We start from the raw sequence: 23,160 nt of genomic DNA on the forward strand, positions 1-23,160 counted from the left end.
AGGCGTTGCTAATGCCTGTGCCATGAGCGCACTCGAGATCCCCAGCCTGGTGAGCAGCGCGGTGGCCCCGTCCACCGCGGCCTGGCGCGACCCGCTGGGCCTGCTGCTCGCGAGCACGGGCGAGGGCGTGTTCGGCGTCGACCTCGACGGCCTGTGCGTGTTCATCAACCACGCGGGCGCGCGCATGATCGGCTACCGGCCCGAAGAGCTGCTGGGCTGCAACATGCACGAGCTCACCCACCATTCGCACGCCGACGGCGCGGCCTACCCGGTGGAAGACTGCCCCATCTTCAACGCCTTTCGCGGCGGCGAGCCCTGCCGCATCGACACCGAGGTGTTCTGGCGCCGCGACGGCAGCGCCTTTCCGGTCGAGTACAGCAGCCATCCCATCGTCGACGGCGGCGCGGTGCGCGGTGCGGTGGTGACCTTCATCGACATCACCGAGCGCCGCCGCGCGGCCGACGCGCTGCAGGCGGCCAAGGACCAGCTCGAGCTGCGTGTGCGCGAGCGCACCCACGCCTTGGAGACCGCGCTGCACCAGCTGCGCGAACTCGCGGCGCGCACCGAAGCCGTGCGCGAAGAAGAGCGCACCCGCATCGCGCGCGAGGTGCACGACGAGCTGGGCAGCCTGCTGGTGGCGCTCAAGATGGACGTGAACTGGATGGACAAGCGCCTGTCCGAGCAGGGCCGGCGCAGCGCGCCCGAGGCCGAGGACATGCGCGCGCGCATGCGCTGCAAGTGCCAGAACATGAGCCGGCTGATCGAGAACGCGGTCGACAACGTGGGCCGCATCATCACCGACCTGCGCCCCAGCATCCTCGACCACCAGGGCCTGTGGGCCGCGCTCGAATGGCAGGCGCAGGAGTTCGTGGCCAGCGCCGAACTGGCGCTCGACTGGCACCTGGACGTGGACGACGCGCCCGAGCCTGCCGAGCCGCAGGCCATGGCGGTGTTCCGCATCTTCCAGGAGATGCTCTCCAACGTCGGCCGCCACGCGCGGGCCCGTCGGGTGGCGGTGCGCATCCGTCACCGCGACGGGCAGCTGCAACTGTCGGTGCGCGACGATGGCATCGGCGCGCCCCCCCAGGCCTTCGAGGCCGCGGATGCCTACGGTGTGATGGGCATGCGCGAACGCGCGCGGCACTTCGGGGGCGACATCCACATCCAGAGCCAACCGGGCCAGGGCACGCACATGGCGCTCACCATGGCGCTCAAACCCGACCAGACCGCATGAACAGCGAATTCAGCGAGGCCAGCCGCTTCGATCTGCTGGCCGACACCATCCGCGTGCTGATCGGCGACGACCACCGCATCGTGCGCGAAGGCCTCAAGCAGATCCTGGCCGAAGCGCCCGACGTGACCGTGGTGGCCGAGGCGCAGAGCGGCGACGAGGTGCTGGCCCAGGTGCGCGCGCTCGGCGGGCCCGAGGGCATCGACCTGGTGCTGCTCGACGTGGCCATGCCCGGCAGCGACGGCCTCGACGTGCTGCAGCGCCTGCGCAAGGAGCACCCGCGCCTGCCCGTGCTCATGCTCAGCACCTACCCCGAGAAGCAGTACGCGGTGCGCTGCATCCGCCTGGGCGCCTGCGGTTACCTCAACAAGAGCGCCGACCCCGACGACATGCTGCTTGCGGTGCGCAAGTGCGCGGGCGGCGGCCGCTACCTCACGCCCGCCACGGCCGAGGCGCTGGCCGCGGCCGTCGGCGGCGCGCACGCGCAGGTCGGGCCCGAGGCGCTGTCGCACCGCGAGCACCAGGTCTACCGCCTGCTCACGCAGGGGCTCACCGTGAGCGAAATTGGTGCACAGCTCGGCCTGGCCCCCAACACGGTGAGCACCTACCGGGCGCGCATCCTCGAAAAGACCGGCACCAAGAACGACGTCGAGCTCGCGCTGTACGCCGAAAGGCACCGTGCGGGCGCCTGAATCGCGCGGTTTGTAGGGCTGGCCCTACACGGCATCGGGCGCGGGCCCACAAAAATCCGCCGCGCGCGCGGGCGGCCCACCAACTGGCCCGCGGCTTGCAATTCGGTGGCATCTCCAACCCATGAGGTGCGCCATGTCCGAATTCTTCGACCCGTACAACGCCGACAAGCCGCTGATGCTCAAGTGCAGCTGTGGCCGCGACCACAGCGTGGCCGAACACCAGGCCGAAGAGGCCGCGGCCGCGCAGGCCGCCGCCACGCTGCGCGAACGCAGCGAGACCAGCGAATTCGAGGCCTACAGCAACGCCTTCGTCGAGGCCACGCTGGTGAAGTCGCTGTTCCCGCACGAGCCGGTGCGCCGCGCCTTCCTCAAGGCCGTGGGCCGGCGCACCGCCATGGCCGCCATCGCCAGCGTGCTGCCCGTGGCCAGCCTGCAGGCCATGGCGCAGGAAAAGGGCGCGCTGGAGAAGACCAAGCTCAAGGTGGGCTTCATCCCCATCACCTGCGCCACGCCGCTGATCATGGCCCACCCGCTGGGCTTCTACAGCAAGCAGGGCCTGGACGTGGAGGTCACCAAGACCGCGGGCTGGGCCCTGGTGCGCGACAAGATGATCAACAAGGAGTACGACGCCTCGCACTTCCTGTCGCCCATGCCCCTGGCCATCTCGCTGGGCCTGGGCAGCAACGCCGTGCCCATGAACGTGGCCACGGTGCAGAACATCAACGGCCAGGCCATCACGCTCAGCCTCAAGCACAAGGACAACCGCGACCCGAAGAACTGGAAGGGCTTCAAGTTCGGCATCCCCTTCGAGTACTCGATGCACAACTTCCTGTTGCGCTACTACCTCGCGGAGAACGGCCTCAACCCCGACACCGACGTGCAGCTGCGCGTGATCCCGCCGGCCGAGATGGTGGCCAACCTGCGCGCGGGCAACATCGACGGCTTCCTCGGCCCCGATCCCTTCAACCAGCGCGCGGTGTTCGACGAGGTGGGCTTCATCCACGTGCTCACCAAAGACCTCTGGAACGGCCACCCCTGCTGCGCCTTCGGCACCAGCACCGAGTTCATCCGCCAGAACCCCAACACCTTCGCGGCCCTGTACCGCGCGGTGCTCAACGCCGCGGCCATGGCGCGCCAGCCCAAGAACCGCGAGCTCATCGCCAAGGTGATCGCGCCCACGCAGTACCTGAACCAGCCCGAGGCCGTGCTCACGCAGGTGCTCACGGGCCGCTTCGCCGACGGCCTGGGCAAGATCCAGAACGTGCCCGAGCGCGCCGACTTCGACCCCATGCCCTGGCAGAGCATGGCGGTGTGGATGCTCACGCAGATGCAGCGCTGGGGCTACATCAAAGGCGAGGTCGACTACAAGCAGATCGCCGAGCGCGTGTTCCTCATCACCGACGCGCGCAAGCACATGAAGGAACTCGGCCAGGACTTCAAGGCCGGCCCGGCCTACGAGAAGCACACCATCATGGGCAAGGTGTTCGACCCGGCCAGGCCCGCCGAGTACCTCAACAGCTTCTCGATCCGCAAGGCGGCCTGAGATGAAGCGCATGCACCTCAACCTGCGCGCCGCGCTGGTCTCGCTGCTGCTGTTCGCGGTCTTCATCGGCGCCTGGCAGCTCGCCACCACCACCGGCGCCGCGGGCGCGGCGGCCGGCAACCTCACGGCCGAAGAGATCGAGTACGCCAAGATGATGGGCAAGGACCCCACGGGCGGCGCCGCCAAGGGCAGCGGCTTTCCGCCGCCGCTGGAGGTCGCACGCACCAGCTGGGGCCACCTGTCGGACCCGTTCTACGACAACGGCCCCAACGACAAGGGCATCGGCATCCAGCTCGCGCACTCGCTGGCGCGCGTGGGCCTGGGCTTCGTGCTCGCGATGCTGGTGGCGCTGCCGCTGGGCTTCCTGATCGGCATGTCGCCGCTCATGCAGAAGGCCTTCAACCCCTTCGTGCAGGTCTTGAAGCCCATCAGCCCGCTGGCCTGGATGCCGCTGGCGCTCTACACGCTCAAGGACTCGAGCGTGAGCGGCATCTTCGTGATCTTCATCTGCTCGATCTGGCCGATGCTGATCAACACCGCCTTCGGCGTGGCCTCGGTCAAGCGCGACTGGCTCAACGTGGCGGCCACGCTCGAGGTGAACCCGCTGCGCAAGGCCTTCCTGGTGATACTGCCCGCGGCCGCGCCCACCATCCTCACCGGCATGCGCATCAGCATGGGCATCGCCTGGCTGGTCATCGTGGCCGCCGAGATGCTCGTGGGCGGCACCGGCATCGGCTACTTCGTGTGGAACGAGTGGAACAACCTCTCGCTCACCAACGTGATCTTCGCGGTGCTGATGATCGGCGTCGTGGGCATGCTGCTCGACCTGGTGTTCGCGCAGCTGCAGAAGGCGGTGACCTATGTGGAGTGATTCCCGTCAACTCGGCCCCGCGTCCGCGGCGCCGGCAACGAAAGATGCGCCCATGAGTGCCAGCCCCCGCGCCTTCCTGCAGGTGGAGAACCTCGGCAAGGCCTACCAGGCCGACCGCCCCGTGTTCGCCGACGTGAACTTCGGCATCCAGAAGGGCGAGTTCGTCTGCATCATCGGCCACAGCGGCTGCGGCAAGACCACCATCCTCAACGTGCTGGCGGGCCTGGACACCGCGAGCCAGGGCCACGCCTTCATGGACGGCCGCGAGATCGCCGGCCCCAGCCTGGAGCGCGGCGTGGTGTTCCAGGGCCATGCGCTCATGCCCTGGCTCACGGTGCGCCAGAACATCGCCTTCGCGGTGCGCTCGCGCTGGCCCGACATGGGCCGCGCCGAGCTCGACGCGCAGGTGGAGAAGTACGTGGCGATGGTGGGCCTGGCACACGCCATCGACAAGAAGCCCTCGCAGCTCTCGGGCGGCATGAAGCAGCGCGTGGGCATCGCGCGCGCCTTCGCCATCCAGCCCAAGATGCTGCTGCTCGACGAGCCCTTCGGCGCGCTGGACGCGCTCACGCGCGGCACCATCCAGGACGAGCTCATGGGCATCGTGCGCCAGACCCAGCAGACCGTTTTCATGATCACGCACGACGTGGACGAGGCCATCCTGCTGGCCGACCGCATCCTGCTCATGAGCAACGGCGCCGACGTGGACGGCCGCTACAAGCCCGGCGGTCTGGCCGAAGTGGTGGAGAACCCGCTGCCGCGCGACCGCACCCGCACCCAGCTGCACCACCTTGACGGCTACTACCCGCTGCGCAACCACATCGTCGATTTCCTCGTTTCGCGGGCAAAAGCCCACTGATTTCCCCCCCACCAAAACGTTTCCAGAGGCAAACCATGAGCCGCATCGCCGTCACCGAAAAGATCGTCACCACCAAGGTCAGCAAAGGGCTGAAGTGGGAAGACGTGGCCAAGAAAGTCGGCCAGTCCAAGGAATGGACCACCGCCCTGTGCCTGGGCCAGATGACCGCCACGCCCGCCCAGGCCAAGGTGCTGGGCAAGATCTTCGGCCTCAGCGCCGAAGAGCAGAAATGGCTGCAGGTCGTGCCCTACAAGGGCTCGCTGCCCACCAGCGTGCCCACCGACCCGCTGATCTACCGCTTCTACGAACTCGTGAGCGTCTACGGCACCACCTTCAAGGAACTGATCCACGAAGAGTTCGGCGACGGCATCATGAGCGCGATCGACTTCAAGATGGACATGAAGCGCCAGGCCGACCCCAACGGCGACCGCGTGAACATCGTGATGTCGGGCAAGTTCCTGCCGTACAAGCAGTACTGAGCCCATGACGGAGCCGCGCCCGCCGCTGCCGCCGTTCACGCGCGAATCGGCCACCGACAAGGTGCGCATGGCCGAGGACGCGTGGAACACGCGCGACCCTGACCGCGTGGTGAAGGTCTACACGCCCGACACCCGCTGGCGCAACCGCGCCGAGTTCCCGCGCGGCCGCGACGAGGTGCACGCCTTCCTCACGCGCAAGTGGGCCAGGGAGCTCGAGTACCGGCTCATCAAGGAGCTCTGGGCCTTCGATGGCGCGCGCATCGCGGTGCGCTTCGTCTACGAATGGCACGACGACTCGGGCCAGTGGTACCGCTCGCACGGCAACGAGAACTGGCAGTTCACCGAGCAGGGCTACATGGCGCAGCGCCACGCGAGCATAAACGACCGCCCGATCCATGCGAGCGAGCGCCTGTTCCACTGGCCGCTGGGCCCGCGGCCGGCGGACCACCCGGGGCTGAGCGAACTCGGGCTGTAGCCGCGCCGCGCGCGGGAACCCGAAGCGGCCGGCGAGCGACTCACGGGCTCGCCCGTGAAGCCTGCCCGCCATGTACTGCCGCACCCTCAACTACCGCGATCCCTACGGCCGCTTTGCCATCCTGGTCGAAGAGCAGCCCGACGGTTCGCTCAAGCTCTGGGAGTTCGACGTGCCCGGCGAAGCCGCGCGCCGGCGCTACGTGATCGACAAGGTCGCCGAAAGCCTGGCGCGCCAGAGCCGGCGGTTGCAGGTGGTGTGGGGCGCGGCGCGCGTGGCGCGCAAATGCGCCGACGACCCGATGTGGCCGTGAGGGCTCAGTGGCGCGTGGCCTTGTTGAAGCAGATCACGTGCGGCAGGCCTTCGAAGTGGGCGTCGCAGGTGAGCAGTTCGGCACCGCGTTGCACGGCGCTCGCATAAACGATGGCATCCGCTGTGGCCAGCATGTATTCCCGGTGCTGGTCGGCACGATGCAATCGGCCGCGGTCGGCAGTTGCTTGCCAAGCTGCTGTCCCAGGGCGGATCCGGTGAGCCATTCGATCCACGCGGAGGTGTCCACCACCCGCAGACGGGCCGCCATCAGTAGCGGTCCTTGCGGTCGCGGTAGCCCTCCTTGTTCCGCGCGCCCTTGGCCAGGCCGGCGAGTTCGTTGAGCGCGGGAACCGGCATCACCAGCACGCCCTTGTCTTTAGGGATGAACACGAACGACTGGCCCGCCTCCCAGCGCAGCGCTTCCCGAACCGCTTTGGGGATGGAGATCTGGAACTTGCTGGACAGGGTGGCGGTCGCGTTCATGTCTGGCCCTTTTGGCATCGATCGACGATTCGTAAGAATGGCCGGTTCGTGATGCCCTGTCAGCCCGGCAGCGGAATCCACTCCTGATCGTCCCCCGGCGGCAGCGCGATGCGCCCCGCCGCCCAGTCGGCCTTGGCCTGTTCGATGCGCTCCTTGCGCGACGACACGAAGTTCCACCAGATGTGCCGCTCGCCCAGCGGCTCGCCGCCGAACAGCATGAGCGTGGCCGCGCTGCGCGCGGTCACGAAGGCGTCGGTGTCGGCCCCGAACACCAGCAACTGGCCTGGCTGGTAGGCCTGCCCCGCGTGCTCGACGTCGCCGCGCGCCACGTACAGCGCCTGCTCGGCATGGCCGCCCGGCAGGCGCACGCGCGCGCCCGCCTCGGCCTCGGCGTGCACGTGGAACAGCGGCGAGAGCGTGGCCACGGGGCTCTTTGCGCCGTAGGCCTCGCCCGCCACCAGCCGCCGCCACACGCCGTCCTCGCGCCACTGGGGCAGTTCGGCCTTGGGCGTGTGCGCGAAGGCAGGCGCGGTCTCTTCGTGCCCGGCGGGCAACGCCACCCAGCTCTGCATCAGCTCCAGCCCGCCGCCCTCGAACGAGTCGGGGTGGGTGAAGCGTTCGCTGTGGCTGATGCCGCGGCCCGCGGTCATCCAGTTCACGTCGCCGGGGCGGATGTCCAGCACCGTGCCCAGGCTGTCGCGGTGCGTCATCGAGCCGCTGAGCAGGTAGCTCACCGTGGCCAGCCCGATGTGCGGGTGCGGCCGAACGTCGGCGCCCGCGATGGCCTCGCGCGACAGCGTGACCGGCCCGGCGTGGTCCCAGAAGATGAAGGGACCGACCATGCGGCGCTTCGCGTAGGGCAGCACGCGCCGCACGGTCAGGCCGTGGCCCAGGTCGGCGGCGCGCGCGGTGATCACCATTTCCAGCATCGGGGTCTCCTCGGGTCTCGGGCGGCCATTGTGGGGCCTGGGGCCCGGGCCTGCGCCGCTGGGCGACAATCCCCGCCCCATGCACCTGAGCGAGCTGCACCAACGCCTCACGGCCCTCGGGGCCGGGCCGCTGCATGCGCAGCGCGTGCTGCGCCACTGGCTGCACGCGCTGCCCGCCGACGCCGGCCGCCGCAAACCCGAGCACCACTTTCCCAAGGCCTTGTTCGAGGCCCTGCCCGCGCTGCGCGACGAACTCGCGGGCCTGGCGCGGCTGCAGGCCGAGCACCCGGGCGAAGACGGCTCGGCGCGCCTGCTGGTGGCGCTGCGCGACGGCCAGACCGTGGAGAGCGTGCGCCTGCCGCGCGGCGGGCTCTGCGTGTCGACCCAGGTCGGCTGCGCCGTGGGCTGCGGCTTCTGCATGACCGGCACGGGCGGCCTGATCCGCCAGCTCGGCAGCGCCGAGATCGTGGCCCAGGTGGCGCTGGCGCGTGCGGGCCGGCCGGTGAACAAGGTGGTGTTCATGGGCATGGGCGAGCCCGCGCACAACCTCGACGCGGTGCTCGAGGCCATCGGGCTGCTGGGCACCGTCGGCGGCATCGGCCACAAGAACCTGGTGTTCTCCACCGTGGGCGACGAGCGCGCCTTCGACGCGCTGCCGCGCGGCGTGGTCAAGCCCGCGCTCGCGCTCTCGCTGCACACCACCCGCGCCGATCTGCGCGAGCGGCTGCTGCCGCGCGCCCCGCGCCTGTCGCCCGAGCAGCTCGTGGAGCGCGCCGACGCCTACGCGCGCGCCACCGGCTACCCGGTGCAATACCAGTGGACCCTGCTCGACGGCGTCAACGACGGCGACGACGAGATCGAGGGCATCGTGCGCCTGCTCGGCGGGCGCTACGGCGTGCTGAACATGATCCCGTACAACGCCGTGGACGGCCTGCCGTTCCAGCGTCCCGCGTGGGAGAAGGCGGCCGACATCGCGCGCCGCCTGCACCGCCGCGGCATCCTCACCAAGCTGCGCCATTCCGCGGGGCAGGACGTGGATGCCGGCTGCGGCCAGCTGCGCGCGCGCTCGCTCGACACCGGCGAGCGCGTGGTGGCGCTGCGCCGGCGCCCGGTGGGCAGCGCCGGCCCGGCCTGAACGCGGCGCGGCCGACCGCCCTCAACCCCGCGCCCAGCGCGCCAGCGTGGGCGTGACCATGGGCACCGTGAGCATGGTGCTGCCCACCGCCATCAGCAGCAGCGCCGTGAAGGTCACGCTGGTGATGATGGCTTTGTCGAGCAGCACGTTGGCGAAGATGATCATGATCAGCGCCTTGGTCTGCAACAGCCAGCCGATCACGCGCGCCTCGTCGCGCGGCCAGCCGAGCCAGCGGCCCGCCAGCCGCATGGCCAGCAGCTTGCCGCCCACCGACACCGCGAGCAGCAGCGCGGCCGCACCGAGCACCGCGAGCCCGCCGGCCTGCCATTCGGTGCGCAGGCCGGTGCTCAGGAAGAACACCGGCATGACCACCAGCAGCACGTGGTGGCGCAGCTGGTCGAGCTGGGCCTGGTCGAACCACTCGGCGTCCATCACCGCACCGGCCAGGAACGCGCCCACCATGTAGTGCAGGCCGGCCCAGTCCGCGGCCAGGCCGCAGGCGGCCAGCCAGATCAGGCCCAGGTACCAGCGGTCGGCCGGCGGCACCGCGCGCATGAGGCGGCGCATGAACAGGGTGCACAGGCCGAACACCGCGAGGAAGCCGATCTGCCGACCCACGCGCGCCCATTCGGTGAGGATGATGGCGAGCACGGCCCAGATCACGATGTCGTCCAGGCTGGCGTAGCGCAGGATGCGCTGGCCCAGCGGCGCGCGCAGGATCTGCAGCTTCTCCATCAGCAGGATCAGGATGGGCAGGGCCGTGACCGCGCAGGCCATGCCGATGCCGAGCAGGAACTGCCAGGGCAGGGCGCGCGGCCCAATCCAGCCCGGCGTGAGCAGCAGCACCACGGCCGCGGCCGCGCCCAGCAGCAGCGGCACACCCATCGCCAGGCCCGCGGTGATGCCGCTCTCGCGCCGGTGCGCCCATGCCTGGCGCAGATCGAGCTCGATGCCCGCGATCCACACGAACAGCATCACCGCCCACTGGGCCACGCCCGACAGCGCCTGGGTCACGGGCGCGTTGAAGACGAAGCGGTGGAGCTCGGGAAACGCCGCGCCGAGCACGCCGGGCCCGAGCACGATGCCGGTGAGGATCTGCACCACCACCAGCGGCGCGACGTGGTCGGTGCGGCCCAGCCGCCAGACCAGGTAGGGCAGGCTGAACACGATCAGCAGGGCGACCAGGAAGATTTCGGAGGAGCTCATGCGCGCGCGGTGGAGGGCGGAGCGCGCGAGTGTGCCAGCGCCCGCGCGCCCATACGGTGGCCCCGGGCGCGGGCCGCCTAGTGCAGCGTGAGCGGCAGCGAGCCCGTCTTCACGCGCACCACCGGCGCGCGCGGCACGTAGGGCGCGGGCGCGGCGCCACAGATGTCGGCCGCGATCGCGCGCGCCTGGCGCGCGATGGGTTCGATGTAGCGGCTGGGTTGGCCGTCGATGGCGATGCAGTCGCCCAGCGCGTGGATGCGCTCGGCGCTGGTGCGCAGGTTGTGCGGCGTCACGCGGATGCCGTTGTCCCAGGCCAGGCCCGCGCTGCGCGCAAGCCGCCCGGGCGTCTCCAGGCCCGCGGCCACTACCACTTGGTCGGCCGCGAAGCGCTGGCCATCGGTGGTGGCGAGGCGCAGCCGACCGCCCACCCGTTCGAGCGACTGCACCTGCACCCCGCCCACGAAGCGGATGCTCAGGTCGCGCCAGGCCTGCAGCAGCTGCGTGCCCGCGCCCTGGGCCTGCCAGCGCGCCAGCGGCTGGTCGCAGGCGTCGAGCAGCGTCACGCGGTGGCCGCCGATCGCCAGGTCGTTGGCGAGCTCGCTGCCGATCAGGCCCGCGCCCACGATCAGCACCTCGCGCGGGGCGTCGCCGAGCCGCTGGCGCAGGCGCTGGTAGGCGGCCAGGTGGTTCACGCGCCAGCACAGCTCGGGCGGCAGGCCCTCGGGCACGCGCGCCTGCGCGCCGTGCGCGAGCACCAGGTGGTCGTAGCGCAGGTTGCCGCGCGTGGTGCGCAGGGTGCGCGTGTCGGTGCAGATGCGGACCGCCTGCGTGTGCGGCAGCAGGCGCAGGCCCAGGCGGGCCGCGGCATCGGCGCCGCGCTCGCGCACCAGCGCGCCGTCGTCGAGGCGGCGCGCGATGGCCACCGACAGCAGCGGCTTGTCGTACACGTCGCCGGCGCACTGGCTCACGAGCGTGATCGGCAACGTGGGGTGCAGCGCGCGCAGCGCCTCGGCGGTCTGCCAGCCCGCGCGGCCCGCACCCACGATCACCACGCCGGCTTCACCGCCGCTGGCGGGCAGCGTGGCGCTGGCCGTGGCGCGCGCGCGCAATGCGTCGATGGCGGGCGCTTCGTAGAGCCGGAAGTCCGCCTTGGTCACGCCGCACAGCGGGCAGGCCCAGTCCTCGGGGATGTCCTCGTAGCGCGTGCCGGGCGCCAGGCCGCTGTCGGCGTCGCCCAGCGCCTCGTCGTAGACGTAGCCGCAGGCCTCGCAGAGGTACTGGCGGTAGGGGCCGAGCGCGCGCACGGCCTGCGCGGTGGTGGTGACGGCAAGGGTGGGGGCGGCGGGCGTGTTCATGCGGGCATGGCCTCGGCGCTCAGGCGCGCGATCTCCTTGCGCAGGTGCTTGATCGCGGGCGTGACGATGGCCACGAAGTGCGACTCGCGCACGCGGCGCTGCACCTCGCTGCTCAGCAGGTAGCCGCGCGCGCCCTGGTGCAGCAGCGCCGACTGCGCCGCGCGCAGCGCGAGCTCGGCGCCGTGCGCGCGCGCGTCGAGCACGTCGATGAAGAAGTCCACCGAGGGGTCGAAGGGCGTGTCGGCCAGCGCCATCACGCGCGCGGTGAGCGCGTCGAGCTCGGCCTGCAGCGCCGCCGGCCGGTCTTCGAGAAACTGGTTCACGTGGCCGAGCTGGTCTTCCACCGCCCACATGGTGTCGATCGCGCCCTGCGTCACGCCCACGGCCATGCCGCACTGGAGCAGCACGAAGGCGCCGCGGATGCGCGCGATGAAGGGCCTGGCCGGATCGGCCATGGTGTCGTCGGCGCCGATGAACAGGTCTTTCACGCGCAGTGCATAGGTGCCCGTGCCTTCCATGGCCGAGAAGCTCGGGCAGTCGCGCAGCTCCACGCCGGGGGCGTCGCAGCGCAGCAGGAACATCACCTCGCGCACCACCTCGCCCTGTTCGTTGACCACGCCCGCGAGCGCGCCGCAGGCGTGGCCCGGGCCCAGGTTGCTGACCCAGGGCAGGGTGCCGTTGACGCGGTAGCCGCCCTCGACCGGCGTGGCCTTGAGCAGCAGGCCCTCGATCTGCGCGTAGCTCTTCATGGGGTTGGACATGGCCGTGCCGCCGAGCGCGTCGCCGCGCGCCAGCGCCATCAGCACCTCGCCCGTGAGCGCGGGGTTGCCCGAGGCCTGCAGGTACAGGCCGCACACGGCCTGGCACCAGACCATGAAGCCGGTGGCGCCGCACACGCGCGAGACCTCGGCCATGGCCTGCAGGGCCAGCCGGTAGTCGCCGCGGCCCGCGGGCGCGTCGAGGTGCGCGCTCATGGCGCCGAGCGCGGCCAGTTGTTGCAGTTCGGCGCGCGGGTAGTAGCCCTCGCGGTCGATGGCCTCCACCACGCGGGCCAGCGGGCCGCGCGCGACGTCGCGCACGGCGGCCAGCACCGCGTCGGGGCTGAGGGGCGCGAGCGGGTCGCGGGGCAGGTCGGCCAGGTCCATGGTGTTCAGGCCATCGAGATCTCGAACGGGATCGGGTTGCGCATGGTGTTGGCCACGGGCGAGTAGTAATTGGCGTGGCGCACGATTTCGTCGAGTTCTTCGCGCGTCGCGTCGCCTTCCACCAGCACCTTCACGCGGATGGCCTGGAAGCCCATCTCGGGCGGCTGCTTCTCCAGCGCGCCGCCCGCGCCCCAGGCCGCGGGGTTGCCGATGTCGCCTTCGAGGAAGACCTCGAGGCGGCTGAGCTTCACGCCCTTCCAGGTGGCGACCGCGGTCACGCCCACGGCGATGCAGCCGCCCAGGCCGGACAGCACGATCTCGCCCGGCGCGGGTGCGGTGTCCTGGCCGAACAGGTGCAGCGGCTCGTCCACCACCACCGGCGCGTGGTTGCCCACGTAGCTGAGCGAGCGGTACTGGCCCTCCATGACGGTGTGGACCTTGTTGGTGCCGCGGCTGCCCGGGTTGGCCTTGCCCTTGGCGGCGAAGGCCGCCAGGCCGGCGGCGTCGATGGGACGCAGGTGGGCCTTGACGGTGGTGGGTTCGGCGGTGGCGGTGGTGGACATGGTGTCTCCGTGGGGATTGAAAAAAAAACGGGGGATCAGGCGGCGAGCGAAGCGCTGGGATCAGGCGGCCAGCGCCAGGGCGGGCTTGGCCGCCTTGATCGGCAGGCCGGTTTCGATGGGCAGCGCGGGGTCGCGCGACCACTCGTTCCACGAGCCGAAGTACATGCGCACGTCGGCGAAGCCGGCCTGCTTGAGCGCGAGGAAGGTGTTGGACGCGCGCGCGCCCTTGAAGCAGTAGAGGTAGATGGTGTCGTCGGTGCCCACGCCCACGGTGGCGAGTTCGGCCTTGACCTCGTCGGGCGTCTTGAACACCGGGCCCTGCGGCGAGGGCTTCATGAAGCGGTACCACTCGACCCATTTCGCGCCCGGCAGGCGGCCCTTGCGCGGCGCGAAGTCGCGGCCGTAGGGGCTGGAGCTTTCGCCGATCCACTCGTCCACATCGCGCACGTCGAGCAGCACCACGTCCGTGCCCAGGGCCTTTTCCACATCGGCCTGGGTGAGCATCACGTCGGTGGTGGCGAGCGTGGGGAAGGTGGCGGGCACCGGCGTGGCGGCTTCGGTGCTCACCGGCAGGCCGGCGGCCTTCCAGGCGCTGAAGCCGCCGTTGAGCACCTTGACCTTGGGGTAGCCCAGCCAGGTGAGCAGGTAGTAGCCGCGGCACGACTGGCCGTAGCCGCTGTTCATCGCGTCCTCGTAGAACACCGCGGTCTCGGCGCCCGACAGGCCCACGGCGCCGAGCGCGGCGGCAAAGCTGCTCTTGAGCGCTTCCAGGCCCTCGGGCGTGGAGGTGGCGAGGTAGGTGAAGATCTCGCGCAGGTTGACCGCGCCGGGGATGTGACCGGCCGCGTAGGCCTCGGGGTCGCGTGTGTCGATGACGACCACGGGGTCGCTGGCTTGCAGGGTTTGCAGTTGCTCGGGGGCGATCAGGGTGGCTTCGATGCTCATGGAGACCTCGCGAGGTTGAAGGGCCGGAAGGGATGTCCGGACCTGCACAGCGCAATGCCCGTGCCAAGCCGCTCGATGAGCGAAAAGATGATTCAAATCAACGGCTTGCGCACAGGTAGCCGTTCCGTGCCGGGGCCTGTGCAACGCCACTGTGTCGACAATGTGTTCACACAATGCGAGGCGGCCCGGGCCGCTCAGCGCAGCTGCGCCTTGCGCAGCCGGTAGCTGAACTGGCGCAGCGTGAGGCCCAGGCTTTGCGCCGCGCGCGTCTGGTTGCCATGGTGGCGCGCGAGCGCGTCGCGCAGCGCCTGCACGCTGTGCGACTGCGCGCTCTGGTACTCGCGCACCAGCGGCGCTTCGCTGGCCGGCAGCGGGCCGCTCGCGGGTCGCGCCGCCGCGCGCTCGTGCTCGGGCATGAAGCGGCGCAGCGCGGCCGCGCCCACCAGCGGGTCTTCGGCCAGCAGCACCACGCGCTCGATCAGGTTGCCCAGCTCGCGGATGTTGCCCGGCCAGTCGTGGGCCTCGAGCGCGGCCAGCGCGTCGGCCGCCAGGTGCACGTTGCGCTGGTGCGCCTGGTTGGCGCGGCTCACGAAGTGCAGCGCGATGGCGCGGATGTCTTCGCGCCGCTCGCGCAGGCTGGGCAGGCGGATCGGCACCACGTTGAGCCGGTAGTACAGGTCCTGGCGGAAGCGGCCGGCCTGCACGTCGCGCGCGAGGTCGCGGTGCGTGGCGGCCACCAGGCGCACGTCCACGCGCACCTCGCGGCTGCCGCCCAGTCGCACCAGCGTGCCTTCCTGCAGCGTGCGCAGCAGCTTGCTCTGCAGCGCCAGCGGCAGCTCGCCGATCTCGTCGAGGAACAGCGTGCCCTGGTGGGCCTGCTCGAACCAGCCCGCGCGCGCGCCGGCCGCGCCGGTGAAGGCGCCGCGCTCGTGGCCGAACAGCTCCGACTCGAACAGCGACTCGGGAATGGCCGCGCAGTTGACCTTGATGAAGGGCTGGTCGCGCCGCGGGCTCGCCAGGTGCACCGCGCGCGCGAACAGCTCCTTGCCCGAGCCCGATTCGCCCAGCAGCAGCACCGTGGCCTGCGACTGCGACACGCGTTCGAGCTCGGCCAGGGCCTGCAGCAGCGGCGGCGAGCGGCCGATGAGGCCGTAGCGCGCGGCCGCGCTGTCGAGCGCGCGCTCGAGCGCGGCGTTGCGGGCCTGCAGCTGGCGCGTCTGCTCGGCCACGAGTTGCTCGAGCTCGAGCAGCTGCCCCGCGAGCGTGGCCAGGATGCGCAGCAGCGCAAGGTCGTCGTTGAGGTGGCGCTGGCGGCTGCGGATGCGGTGGCAGGCCAGCACGCCCACGGTGGCGCCGCGCACCGCCACGGGCAGTGCGATGAAGGCCACGGTCTGGGGCGGCAGCTGCGCGCGCCGCACGCTGCGGAACAGGAACAGCGGCTCGGCGTCCACGTCCTGCACGATGGCGGGCAGGCCGCTGGAAAGCACGCGCCCGGTCACGCCCTCGCCCCAGCGGTAGCGGCCGCGCGCACGCTCGGCGGCGGTGAGGCCGTAGGCGTGGCGGATCGCCGCCTGGCGCGTGCCGTCGGGCGCAAGGTCGTCGTCGACCAGCACCAGGCGGCCGCGGTTGAGCCCGAGCAGCTCGCTCATGAGGTGCAGCATCTCGTGGAACACATCGGCCGGCGCCAGGCTCCGGCCCACCAGGGCCATCACCTGGCGCATCAGCAGCAGTTCCTGGCCGCGCCAGTCGGTGGCGGCGTCGGGGCGGTCGGCGGGCAGGTCGGCGGGGCTGGGCATGGTGCTTCCCGCGTAGCAAGGCCCGCACCAGCCGCCAACAACCAGCCGCTAAAATCGCGGGTTCTCAAGGAGCGTTGCAGCGCCCGTCCCCGCCACGGGGCATCGGGCGTCAGGCTTGAGCGGGCATGACCAGCCCCAACGACGCTCACCAGACCGGTTTCTTGCAAACAACCCTGGTGAGCCGCATGTCCGCCGACCCCGTTCCGTCTTCCGTTTCCGCCGCCCCCTCCGCCGTGCGCCCCATGCTGCTGTCGGGCCTGGAGCCGCTCGTCATCGGCGAGGGCAGCCTGTTCGTCAACGTCGGCGAGCGCACCAACGTCACCGGCTCCAAGGCCTTCGCGCGCATGATCCTCGAAGGCCGCTTCGAGGACGCGCTCGCGGTGGCGCGCCAGCAGGTGGAGAACGGCGCGCAGATCGTGGACGTGAACATGGACGAGGCCATGCTCGACAGCGAGGCCGCCATGGTGCGCTTCCTCAACCTCATGGCCGGCGAGCCCGACATCGCGCGCGTGCCGGTGATGGTGGACAGCTCCAAGTGGAGCGTGATCGAGGCCGGCCTGCGCTGCCTGCAGGGCAAGGGCGTGGTGAACTCGATCTCGATGAAGGAAGGCGTAGAGGAATTCAAGCGCCAGGCGCGCCTCATCAAGCGCTACGGCGCGGCCACCGTGGTGATGGCCTTCGACGAGAAGGGCCAGGCCGACACCTACGAACGCAAGATCGAGATCTGCGAGCGCGCCTACCGCATCCTGGTCGACGAGGTGGGCTTCCCGCCCGAGGACATCGTCTTCGACCCCAACATCTTCGCGATCGCCACCGGCATCGAGGAGCACAACAACTACGCGGTCGACTTCATCGAGGCCACGCGCTGGATCAAGCGCAACCTGCCGGGCGCCAAGGTCTCGGGCGGCGTGTCCAACGTGAGCTTTTCCTTCCGCGGCAACGACCCGGTGCGCGAGGCCATCCACACCGTGTTCCTGTACCACGCGATCCAGGCCGGCATGGACATGGGCATCGTCAACGCCGGCATGGTCGGCGTGTACGACGAGCTCGAGCCGGTGCTGCGCGAGCGCGTGGAAGACGTGGTGCTCAACCGCCGGCCCGACGCGGCCGAGCGCCTGCTCGAGATCGCCGAGACCGCCAAGGGCGCGGCCAAGGACGATTCGCAGAAGAACGCCTGGCGCGAGCTGCCGCTGCGCGAGCGCCTGTCGCACGCGCTGGTGCGCGGCATCAACGACTTCATCACCGAAGACACCGAGGCCATGTGGCGCGAGATCGAGGCCGAAGGCGGACGTCCGCTCAACGTCATCGAAGGCCCGCTCATGGACGGCATGAACGTGGTGGGCGACCTGTTCGGCCAGGGCAAGATGTTCCTGCCGCAGGTGGTCAAGAGCGCGCGCGTGATGAAGCAGGCCGTGGCCCACCTGCTGCCCTACATCGAAGAAGAGAAGAAGCGCACGGAGGCCGCGGGCGGCGACGTGCGCAGCAAGGGCAAGATCGTCATCGCCACCGTCAAGGGCGACGTGCACGACATCGGCAAGAACATCGTCACCGTCGTGCTCCAGTGCAACAACTTCGAGGTGGTGAACATGGGCGTGATGGTCCCGTGCCACGAGATCCTGGCCAAGGCCAAGGTCGAGGGTGCGGACATCGTGGGCCTGTCGGGCCTGATCACGCCCAGCCTCGAAGAGATGCAGTACGTGGCCAGCGAGATGCAGAAGGACGAGCACTTCCGCGTGCGCAAGATCCCGCTGCTGATCGGCGGCGCCACCACCAGCCGCGTGCACACCGCGGTGAAGATCGCGCCGCACTACGAAGGCCCGGTGGTCTACGTGCCCGACGCCTCGCGCAGCGTGAGCGTGGCGCAGGGCCTGCTGTCCGAGCAGGCCGCGGCCTACATCGCCGAGGTCAACGCCGACTACGAGCGGGTGCGCCAGCAGCACGCCAACAAGAAGCAGGTGCCGCTGTGGCCGCTCGAGAAGGCGCGCGCCAACCGCACGCCGATCGCCTGGGCCGGCTACGCGCCGCCCGCGCCCAAGTTCATCGGCCGCCGCGTGTTCAAGAACGTGGACCTCGCCGAGCTCGCGAAATACATCGACTGGGGCCCGTTCTTCCAGACCTGGGACCTCGCCGGCCCCTTCCCCGAGATCCTCAAGGACGAGATCGTGGGCGAAGAGGCGCGCCGCGTGTTCAGCGACGGCAAGCGCATGCTGCAGCGCCTGATCGACGGCCGCTGGCTGCAGGCCAACGCGGTGATCGGCCTGTACCCGGCCAACAGCGTGAACAGCGACGACATCGCGCTCTACGCCGACGAGTCGCGCGAGCGCCCGGCGCTGGTCTGGCACGGCCTGCGCCAGCAGACCGAGAAGCAGGAGGTGGACGGCGTGATGCGCCCGAGCCGCTGCCTGGCCGACTTCGTCGCGCCGCAGGGCGTGGCGCGCGACTACGTGGGCGTGTTCGCCGTCACCGCGGGCATCGGCGTCGAGAAGAAGGAGCAGCAGTTCCTGGCCGACCACGACGACTACTCGGCCATCATGTTCAAGGCCCTGGCCGACCGCCTGGCCGAAGCACTGGCCGAGCAGATGCACCAGCGCGTGCGCACCGACCTCTGGGGCTACGCGCCCCACGAAGCGCTGAGCAACGAGGAGCTGATCGCCGAGAAGTACCAGGGCATCCGCCCCGCACCCGGCTACCCGGCCTGCCCCGACCACAGCGTCAAGCGCGGCCTGTTCGAGCTGCTGCAGGCCGGCGAGATCGGCATGTCGCTGACCGAAAGCCTGGCCATGGCGCCCGCGGCCAGCGTGAGCGGCTTCTACCTGAGCCACCCGCAGAGCACCTATTTCAACGTCGGCAAGATCGGTGACGACCAGCTCGCCGACCTCGCCGAGCGCAGCCGCGTGGCGCGCAACGAACTGCAGCGCTGGCTCGCCCCCAACCTCTGAGCGCCGGCGCTCAGCGCGCGGCCAGCGCGCGCCGGTACTGCACCGCTTCGGCCACGTCGGCCGCCTGCACCGCGCCGTGGCCGGCCAGGTCGGCGATGGTGCGCGCCACGCGCAGCGCGCGGTGCACCGCGCGGCCGCTCCAGCCCAGCCGCGTGGCCGCGGCCTGCAGCAGCTGCCGCGCGGGCGCGTCGGCGCTCGCGTGTTCGTCCAGCGCCTGCCCGCGCAAGGCCTGGTTGGCCACGCCCTGCCGCTGCAGCGCGCGCTCGCGCGCGGCCATCACGCGCGAGCGCACCGCGGCGCTGGGCTCGCCGCCCGGGCCCTGCAGCAGCTCGGTCGCGGGCAGGGCGGGCACCTCCACCTGCAGGTCGATGCGGTCGAGCAGCGGGCCGCTGAGCCGGCCCTGGTAGCGCGCCACCTGCTCGGGGCTGCAACGGCAGGCGCGCGTGGGGTGGCCGAGCCAGCCGCAGGGGCAGGGGTTCATGGCCGCCACAAGCTGGAAGTCGGCCGGGAACTCCACCTGCCAGGCCGCGCGCGCGATGTGGATGCGCCCGGTCTCCAGCGGCTCGCGCAGCGCTTCGAGTGCGTGGCGCGGGAACTCGGGCAGCTCGTCGAGAAAGAGCACGCCGCGGTGGGCGAGCGAGATCTCGCCGGGCCGCGGCGGCGAGCCGCCGCCCACCAGCGCCGCGGCCGAGGCGCTGTGGTGCGGGCTGCTGATCGGGCGCCGGCCCCAGTCGGCCGCGCAGAACCGGCCCGCGAGCGAGGCCACGGCCGCGGCCTCGAGCGCCTCGTGGTCGGCCATGGGCGGCAGCACGCCGGGCAGGCGCTGGGCCAGCATCGACTTGCCGGCGCCCGGCGGCCCCACCAGGAGCAGGCTGTGGCCGCCCGCGGCCGCGATTTCGAGCGCGCGCCGCGCGGCCGCCTGGCCGTGCACCTCGGCCAGGTCGGGCCCGGGCAGCGGCGCCGCCGGCGTGCGCGCGGCCACCGTGCTCCAGCCCCCGTCCTCGCCGCTGGCGGGCCGCTCGCGCCGGTAGCGCGCGGCCACATCGGCCAGGTGGCGCGCGCGCACCACGCGCGCCTGTGGCACCAGGGCCGCTTCTTCGGCGCTGCCCGGGGGCAGCACCAGCAGCGCGGGCACGGGCTCGCGCGCCAGTGCGAGCGCCATGGCCAGCGCGCCGCGCACCGGGCGCAGCTCGCCACCCAGCGACAGTTCGCCCGCGAACACCGCGTGGGTGAGCGCTTCCTCGCTGATCTGGCCACTGGCGGCGAGGATGCCCAGGGCGATCGGCAGGTCGAAGCGGCCCGAGTCCTTGGGCAGGTCGGCCGGCGCGAGGTTGACGGTGATGCGCTGGTTCGACGGGAATTCGAGCCCGCTGTGGGCGATGGCCGCGCGCACGCGCTCGCGCGCTTCCTTCACCTCGGTGTCGGCCAGGCCCACCAGCGTGAAGGCCGGCAGGCCATTGGCCAGGTGCACCTCCACGGTCACCGGGCGGGCCTGCAGGCCCTGCAAGGCTCGGCTGTGCACGCGCGCCAGTCCCATGCGTCGTCTCCCTGGATGGGTGCGCGGCCACCCCTTGCGGCCACGGGGCGGCGATTGTGGCGGCGCGCCGGCGCCGATGCTGCCCGGGGGTGTCGGGGGCGGACGGCGCCAAGCTGGTGCGGCGGCGCGGCGGCGGCCGCACCGGGCGGCCCCCGCACTCCCCAATCTGGGCGCCAAAGCACCGGAATGGTGCCATTTGGCGGCGTGCGGGCGGGCGCGGCCGACCCAGGCCTCTTTCTGGTGCCGTGTGTTCCCCAGGGGGTACACCGACTTGGCACACAAGCTGCTAATCCCGAGGTCGGATCAACCAACTCCCTGGAGGGATCGTCGTGAAAATGGTTTCAGCCGTCATCAAGCCGTTCAAGCTGGACGAAGTGCGCGAGGCACTGTCCGGTGTGGGCGTGCAGGGCATCACCGTCACCGAAGTCAAGGGCTTCGGCCGCCAGAAGGGCCACACCGAGCTGTACCGCGGCGCGGAGTACGTGGTCGACTTCCTGCCCAAGGTCAAGATCGAGGCCGCCGTGGCCGACGACCTCGTGGAGCGCGTGATCGAAGCCATCGAAGGTGCGGCCCGCACCGGCAAGATCGGCGACGGAAAGATCTTCGTTTCCCCGCTCGAACAGGTGGTTCGCATCCGCACCGGTGAAACCGGCAACGAGGCGATCTGAGCCATTTCCCGCATTCCAACCGAGATCATCCAAATGAAGAAATTCCTGGCTTCCCTGTTGCTGGGCCTGGGCCTGGCGATCGGCGGCGGCGCAGCCCTCGCCCAGTCAACCCCTGCGGCCGACACGCCGGCCGCTGCCGCACCGGCCGCGGCCGCACCTGCGGCTGAAGCGCCGGCTGCCGCCGCTCCGGCGGCCGCCGCCGAAGCACCGGCGGCTGCACCCGCCGCCGCCCCCACGCCCGACAAGGGCGACGTGAGCTGGCTCATGGTGTCCACGCTGCTCGTGACCTTCATGGCCGTGCCCGGCCTGGCCCTGTTCTACGGCGGCCTGGTGCGCAGCAAGAACATGCTGTCGGTGCTGATGCAGGTGATGGTCGTGTTCTCGCTGGTGGTGGTGCTGTGGGCCGTCTACGGCTACAGCCTGGCCTTTACCGAGGGCAACGCCTTCTTCGGCGGATTGAGCCGGTTGTTCCTCGCGGGCACCTGGGACAACGTCGCCGGCACCTTCGCGATGGGCGCCACCTTCAGCAAAGGCGTGGTGATCCCCGAACTGCTGTTCGCCGCCTTCCAGGCCACCTTCGCGGGCATCACCTGCGCGCTGATCGTGGGCGCCTTCGCCGAGCGCATCAAGTTCTCGGCCGTGCTGCTGTTCACCGTGATCTGGTTCACCTTCAGCTACGCCCCGATCGCCCACATGGTGTGGTTCTGGATGGGCCCCGACGCCTACACCAGCCCCGACGTGGTCGACGCCATGAACGCCAAGGCCGGCTACATCTGGCAGCACGGCGCGCTCGACTTCGCAGGCGGCACCGTGGTGCACATCAACGCCGCCGTGGCGGGCCTGGTGGGCGCCTTCATGGTGGGCAAGCGCATCGGCTACGGCAAGGAAGCCATGGCGCCGCACAGCCTGACGCTGACCATGGTCGGTGCCTCCATGCTGTGGGTGGGCTGGTTCGGCTTCAACGCCGGCTCCGCCCTGGAAGCCAACGGCTTCGCCGTGCTGGCCTTCATCAACACCCTGGTCGCGACCGCCGCCGCCGTGCTGGCCTGGAGCCTGGGTGAGTCCATGCTCAAGGGCAAGGCCTCGATGCTGGGTGCCGCCTCGGGCGCCGTCGCCGGCCTGGTGGCCATCACCCCGGCCGCCGGCAACGTCGGCATCCCCGGTGCGCTGGTCATCGGCCTTGTCGGCGGCTTCGCCTGCCTCTGGGGCGTGACCGGCCTCAAGAAGATGCTCGGCGCCGACGACTCGCTCGACGTGTTCGGCGTGCACGGCGTGGGCGGCATCGTGGGTGCGCTGCTGACCGGCGTGTTCAACTCCCCCAACCTCGGCGGCCCCAGCCTGGTGGCCGACTGGACCACGGTGGCCATGGTGGCGCCGGACGCTTACTCGATCGCCTCGCAGGTCTGGATCCAGGCCAAGGGCGTGCTGCTCACCATCGTGTGGTCGGGCGTGGTTTCGGTGGTCGCCTTCAAGATCGTCGACCTGACCATCGGCCTGCGCGTGAGCGAAGAGGCCGAGCGCGAAGGCCTGGACATCACCTCGCACGGCGAGACCGCCTACAACCGCTGATCTCCTCCAGGGTCACCCCCCGTCGACGGGCGGGGTGGTCATCCCCTCAGCCCGCGGCCCGCAAGGTCCGCGGGCTTTTTTGCGTACCCCCGGGGAGCAGCGCGCCGCGGCGCGGCCTAGCATGACCGCCCTGTTTCACAAGGGAGTGACGATGCATGCAAAGACGCTGTGGACCCTGGCCTTCGTGGTGGTGGTGCAGACCGGTGTGCCGTTTGCGTGGGCCAAAAAGCCCGCGCCGGCGCGTCAAGCCCCGGGCGCGCTGAAGTTCGTGCCCGCCCCGTCCGACGAATCCCCCGCGGCGCGCGAGCGCCGCCTGCGCCGCGAGTGCAAGGGCCGCCCCGACGCGGGCGCCTGTCTCGGCCTCACCGGCCGTTGACCGCGGCACCCGGCCCTCCGCTCTCGGCGATTGCAGCGCCGCGTGCAAAAAATTC

General features: G+C 70.9%; 23 protein-coding genes and 1 riboswitch. Of the genes, 13 read left to right on the forward strand and 10 right to left on the reverse strand.

Features of this window, described 5'->3' with window-relative positions; all coding sequences use genetic code 11:
• The first annotated feature begins 22 nt into the window (after nucleotides 1-22).
• The 8 genes from G9Q37_RS17765 (at nucleotide 23) to G9Q37_RS17800 (ending at nucleotide 6,460) form a co-directional block, all read left to right on the forward strand.
• The gene (locus G9Q37_RS17765) at nucleotides 23-1,234 is read left to right on the forward strand and encodes a PAS domain-containing sensor histidine kinase (RefSeq protein WP_166229297.1); all 1,212 of its coding nucleotides are present in this window, start codon (nucleotides 23-25) and stop codon (nucleotides 1,232-1,234) included.
• Nucleotides 1,231-1,923 carry a response regulator gene (locus G9Q37_RS17770; protein ID WP_166229299.1) on the forward strand — a complete coding sequence of 231 codons (693 nt, stop codon included), beginning with the start codon at nucleotides 1,231-1,233 and terminating at the stop codon, nucleotides 1,921-1,923. The genes G9Q37_RS17765 and G9Q37_RS17770 overlap by 4 nt, the downstream gene beginning before the upstream one ends.
• 133 nt (nucleotides 1,924-2,056) lie before the next feature.
• Complete coding sequence (locus tag G9Q37_RS17775; protein WP_166229301.1) at nucleotides 2,057-3,466, forward strand: CmpA/NrtA family ABC transporter substrate-binding protein; 1,410 nt, start codon at nucleotides 2,057-2,059, stop codon at nucleotides 3,464-3,466.
• 1 nt (nucleotide 3,467) lies between these two features.
• A complete protein-coding gene (gene ntrB / locus G9Q37_RS17780) occupies nucleotides 3,468-4,337 on the forward strand; it encodes a nitrate ABC transporter permease (protein WP_166229303.1) in 870 nt (289 codons plus the stop codon).
• Entirely contained in the window at nucleotides 4,327-5,196 is an 870-nt protein-coding gene (locus G9Q37_RS17785) for an ABC transporter ATP-binding protein (RefSeq protein ID WP_166229305.1), read from the forward strand. The genes ntrB and G9Q37_RS17785 overlap by 11 nt, the downstream gene beginning before the upstream one ends.
• Before the next feature lie 35 nt (nucleotides 5,197-5,231).
• Entirely contained in the window at nucleotides 5,232-5,675 is a 444-nt protein-coding gene (gene cynS, locus G9Q37_RS17790; RefSeq protein ID WP_166229307.1) for a cyanase, read from the forward strand.
• Between the two features lie 4 nt (nucleotides 5,676-5,679).
• Complete coding sequence (locus tag G9Q37_RS17795) at nucleotides 5,680-6,150, forward strand: nuclear transport factor 2 family protein (protein WP_166229309.1); 471 nt, start codon at nucleotides 5,680-5,682, stop codon at nucleotides 6,148-6,150.
• 70 nt (nucleotides 6,151-6,220) lie between these two features.
• Nucleotides 6,221-6,460 (forward strand): hypothetical protein, encoded by a 240-nt coding sequence (locus tag G9Q37_RS17800; RefSeq protein WP_166229311.1) that lies wholly within the window; start codon nucleotides 6,221-6,223, stop codon nucleotides 6,458-6,460.
• A 4-nt stretch (nucleotides 6,461-6,464) separates the two neighbouring features.
• Here the strand turns inward: G9Q37_RS17800 and G9Q37_RS21965 are convergent, their stop codons facing one another.
• The 3 genes from G9Q37_RS21965 to G9Q37_RS17815 all read right to left on the reverse strand — a co-directional run bounded on the left by G9Q37_RS21965 (nucleotide 6,465) and on the right by G9Q37_RS17815 (nucleotide 7,871).
• On the reverse strand, nucleotides 6,465-6,593 hold the full coding sequence (locus tag G9Q37_RS21965) for a PIN domain-containing protein (RefSeq protein ID WP_277345023.1): 129 nt from the start codon (nucleotides 6,591-6,593) through the stop codon (nucleotides 6,465-6,467).
• Nucleotides 6,594-6,726: 133 nt separating this feature from the next.
• Nucleotides 6,727-6,942: an AbrB/MazE/SpoVT family DNA-binding domain-containing protein gene (locus G9Q37_RS17810; RefSeq protein WP_166229313.1), complete on the reverse strand. Its 216-nt coding sequence runs from the start codon at nucleotides 6,940-6,942 to the stop codon at nucleotides 6,727-6,729.
• A 59-nt stretch (nucleotides 6,943-7,001) separates the two neighbouring features.
• A complete protein-coding gene (locus G9Q37_RS17815) occupies nucleotides 7,002-7,871 on the reverse strand; it encodes a pirin family protein (RefSeq protein WP_166229315.1) in 870 nt (289 codons plus the stop codon).
• 79 nt (nucleotides 7,872-7,950) lie between these two features.
• On the opposite strand from G9Q37_RS17815, the gene G9Q37_RS17820 reads away from it, so the two are divergent.
• The gene (locus tag G9Q37_RS17820) at nucleotides 7,951-9,006 is read left to right on the forward strand and encodes an RNA methyltransferase (RefSeq protein ID WP_166229317.1); all 1,056 of its coding nucleotides are present in this window, start codon (nucleotides 7,951-7,953) and stop codon (nucleotides 9,004-9,006) included.
• Nucleotides 9,007-9,027: 21 nt separating this feature from the next.
• Here G9Q37_RS17820 and G9Q37_RS17825 read toward each other — a convergent pair whose 3' ends face one another.
• From G9Q37_RS17825 to G9Q37_RS17850, 6 genes are all read right to left on the reverse strand, one after another.
• Entirely contained in the window at nucleotides 9,028-10,212 is a 1,185-nt protein-coding gene (locus tag G9Q37_RS17825; protein WP_166229319.1) for a cation:proton antiporter, read from the reverse strand.
• Between the two features lie 77 nt (nucleotides 10,213-10,289).
• Nucleotides 10,290-11,567 carry an FAD-dependent oxidoreductase gene (locus G9Q37_RS17830; protein WP_166229320.1) on the reverse strand — a complete coding sequence of 426 codons (1,278 nt, stop codon included), beginning with the start codon at nucleotides 11,565-11,567 and terminating at the stop codon, nucleotides 10,290-10,292.
• Entirely contained in the window at nucleotides 11,564-12,712 is a 1,149-nt protein-coding gene (locus G9Q37_RS17835; protein ID WP_166229322.1) for an acyl-CoA dehydrogenase family protein, read from the reverse strand. The genes G9Q37_RS17830 and G9Q37_RS17835 overlap by 4 nt, the downstream gene beginning before the upstream one ends.
• Before the next feature lie 5 nt (nucleotides 12,713-12,717).
• The gene (locus G9Q37_RS17840; protein ID WP_166229324.1) at nucleotides 12,718-13,275 is read right to left on the reverse strand and encodes an OsmC family protein; all 558 of its coding nucleotides are present in this window, start codon (nucleotides 13,273-13,275) and stop codon (nucleotides 12,718-12,720) included.
• 60 nt (nucleotides 13,276-13,335) lie between these two features.
• On the reverse strand, nucleotides 13,336-14,220 hold the full coding sequence (locus G9Q37_RS17845; RefSeq protein WP_166229326.1) for a sulfurtransferase: 885 nt from the start codon (nucleotides 14,218-14,220) through the stop codon (nucleotides 13,336-13,338).
• A gap of 194 nt (nucleotides 14,221-14,414) precedes the next feature.
• Entirely contained in the window at nucleotides 14,415-16,016 is a 1,602-nt protein-coding gene (locus G9Q37_RS17850) for a sigma 54-interacting transcriptional regulator (RefSeq protein ID WP_166229328.1), read from the reverse strand.
• Between the two features lie 60 nt (nucleotides 16,017-16,076).
• Nucleotides 16,077-16,170: riboswitch (S-adenosyl-L-homocysteine riboswitch) on the forward strand.
• Nucleotides 16,171-16,258: 88 nt separating this feature from the next.
• Between G9Q37_RS17850 and metH the strand changes: the two genes are divergently transcribed.
• Entirely contained in the window at nucleotides 16,259-18,955 is a 2,697-nt protein-coding gene (metH, locus tag G9Q37_RS17855) for a methionine synthase (RefSeq protein WP_240936679.1), read from the forward strand.
• Between the two features lie 10 nt (nucleotides 18,956-18,965).
• Here the strand turns inward: metH and G9Q37_RS17860 are convergent, their stop codons facing one another.
• Entirely contained in the window at nucleotides 18,966-20,492 is a 1,527-nt protein-coding gene (locus G9Q37_RS17860; RefSeq protein WP_166229332.1) for a YifB family Mg chelatase-like AAA ATPase, read from the reverse strand.
• 329 nt (nucleotides 20,493-20,821) lie between these two features.
• Between G9Q37_RS17860 and G9Q37_RS17865 the strand changes: the two genes are divergently transcribed.
• From G9Q37_RS17865 to G9Q37_RS17875, 3 genes are all read left to right on the forward strand, one after another.
• On the forward strand, nucleotides 20,822-21,160 hold the full coding sequence (locus G9Q37_RS17865; RefSeq protein ID WP_070400158.1) for a P-II family nitrogen regulator: 339 nt from the start codon (nucleotides 20,822-20,824) through the stop codon (nucleotides 21,158-21,160).
• 33 nt (nucleotides 21,161-21,193) lie between these two features.
• Nucleotides 21,194-22,729, forward strand: coding sequence for an ammonium transporter (locus G9Q37_RS17870; protein WP_166229334.1), 1,536 nt, complete (start codon nucleotides 21,194-21,196; stop codon nucleotides 22,727-22,729).
• Between the two features lie 151 nt (nucleotides 22,730-22,880).
• Complete coding sequence (locus G9Q37_RS17875; protein ID WP_166222755.1) at nucleotides 22,881-23,105, forward strand: hypothetical protein; 225 nt, start codon at nucleotides 22,881-22,883, stop codon at nucleotides 23,103-23,105.
• Nucleotides 23,106-23,160: the final 55 nt, after the last annotated feature.

It is taken from the genome of Hydrogenophaga crocea, assembly GCF_011388215.1.
Taxonomy (GTDB): Bacteria; Pseudomonadota; Gammaproteobacteria; order Burkholderiales; family Burkholderiaceae_C; genus Hydrogenophaga; species Hydrogenophaga crocea.

Coding starts and splice junctions, on each gene's coding strand:
- G9Q37_RS17835 (WP_166229322.1), bottom strand. CDS start 12,712: ATGGACCTGGCCGACCTGCCCCGCGACCCGCTCGCGCCCCTCAGCCCC.
- G9Q37_RS17785 (WP_166229305.1), top strand. CDS start 4,327: ATGTGGAGTGATTCCCGTCAACTCGGCCCCGCGTCCGCGGCGCCGGCA.
- metH (WP_240936679.1), top strand. CDS start 16,259: ATGCTGCTGTCGGGCCTGGAGCCGCTCGTCATCGGCGAGGGCAGCCTG.
- G9Q37_RS17815 (WP_166229315.1), bottom strand. CDS start 7,871: ATGCTGGAAATGGTGATCACCGCGCGCGCCGCCGACCTGGGCCACGGC.
- cynS (WP_166229307.1), top strand. CDS start 5,232: ATGAGCCGCATCGCCGTCACCGAAAAGATCGTCACCACCAAGGTCAGC.
- G9Q37_RS17830 (WP_166229320.1), bottom strand. CDS start 11,567: ATGAACACGCCCGCCGCCCCCACCCTTGCCGTCACCACCACCGCGCAG.
- G9Q37_RS17795 (WP_166229309.1), top strand. CDS start 5,680: ATGACGGAGCCGCGCCCGCCGCTGCCGCCGTTCACGCGCGAATCGGCC.
- G9Q37_RS21965 (WP_277345023.1), bottom strand. CDS start 6,593: ATGCTGGCCACAGCGGATGCCATCGTTTATGCGAGCGCCGTGCAACGC.
- G9Q37_RS17840 (WP_166229324.1), bottom strand. CDS start 13,275: ATGTCCACCACCGCCACCGCCGAACCCACCACCGTCAAGGCCCACCTG.
- G9Q37_RS17810 (WP_166229313.1), bottom strand. CDS start 6,942: ATGAACGCGACCGCCACCCTGTCCAGCAAGTTCCAGATCTCCATCCCC.
- G9Q37_RS17870 (WP_166229334.1), top strand. CDS start 21,194: ATGAAGAAATTCCTGGCTTCCCTGTTGCTGGGCCTGGGCCTGGCGATC.
- G9Q37_RS17860 (WP_166229332.1), bottom strand. CDS start 20,492: ATGGGACTGGCGCGCGTGCACAGCCGAGCCTTGCAGGGCCTGCAGGCC.
- G9Q37_RS17765 (WP_166229297.1), top strand. CDS start 23: ATGAGCGCACTCGAGATCCCCAGCCTGGTGAGCAGCGCGGTGGCCCCG.
- G9Q37_RS17825 (WP_166229319.1), bottom strand. CDS start 10,212: ATGAGCTCCTCCGAAATCTTCCTGGTCGCCCTGCTGATCGTGTTCAGC.
- G9Q37_RS17775 (WP_166229301.1), top strand. CDS start 2,057: ATGTCCGAATTCTTCGACCCGTACAACGCCGACAAGCCGCTGATGCTC.
- G9Q37_RS17850 (WP_166229328.1), bottom strand. CDS start 16,016: ATGCCCAGCCCCGCCGACCTGCCCGCCGACCGCCCCGACGCCGCCACC.
- G9Q37_RS17875 (WP_166222755.1), top strand. CDS start 22,881: ATGCATGCAAAGACGCTGTGGACCCTGGCCTTCGTGGTGGTGGTGCAG.
- G9Q37_RS17800 (WP_166229311.1), top strand. CDS start 6,221: ATGTACTGCCGCACCCTCAACTACCGCGATCCCTACGGCCGCTTTGCC.
- G9Q37_RS17820 (WP_166229317.1), top strand. CDS start 7,951: ATGCACCTGAGCGAGCTGCACCAACGCCTCACGGCCCTCGGGGCCGGG.
- ntrB (WP_166229303.1), top strand. CDS start 3,468: ATGAAGCGCATGCACCTCAACCTGCGCGCCGCGCTGGTCTCGCTGCTG.
- G9Q37_RS17770 (WP_166229299.1), top strand. CDS start 1,231: ATGAACAGCGAATTCAGCGAGGCCAGCCGCTTCGATCTGCTGGCCGAC.
- G9Q37_RS17845 (WP_166229326.1), bottom strand. CDS start 14,220: ATGAGCATCGAAGCCACCCTGATCGCCCCCGAGCAACTGCAAACCCTG.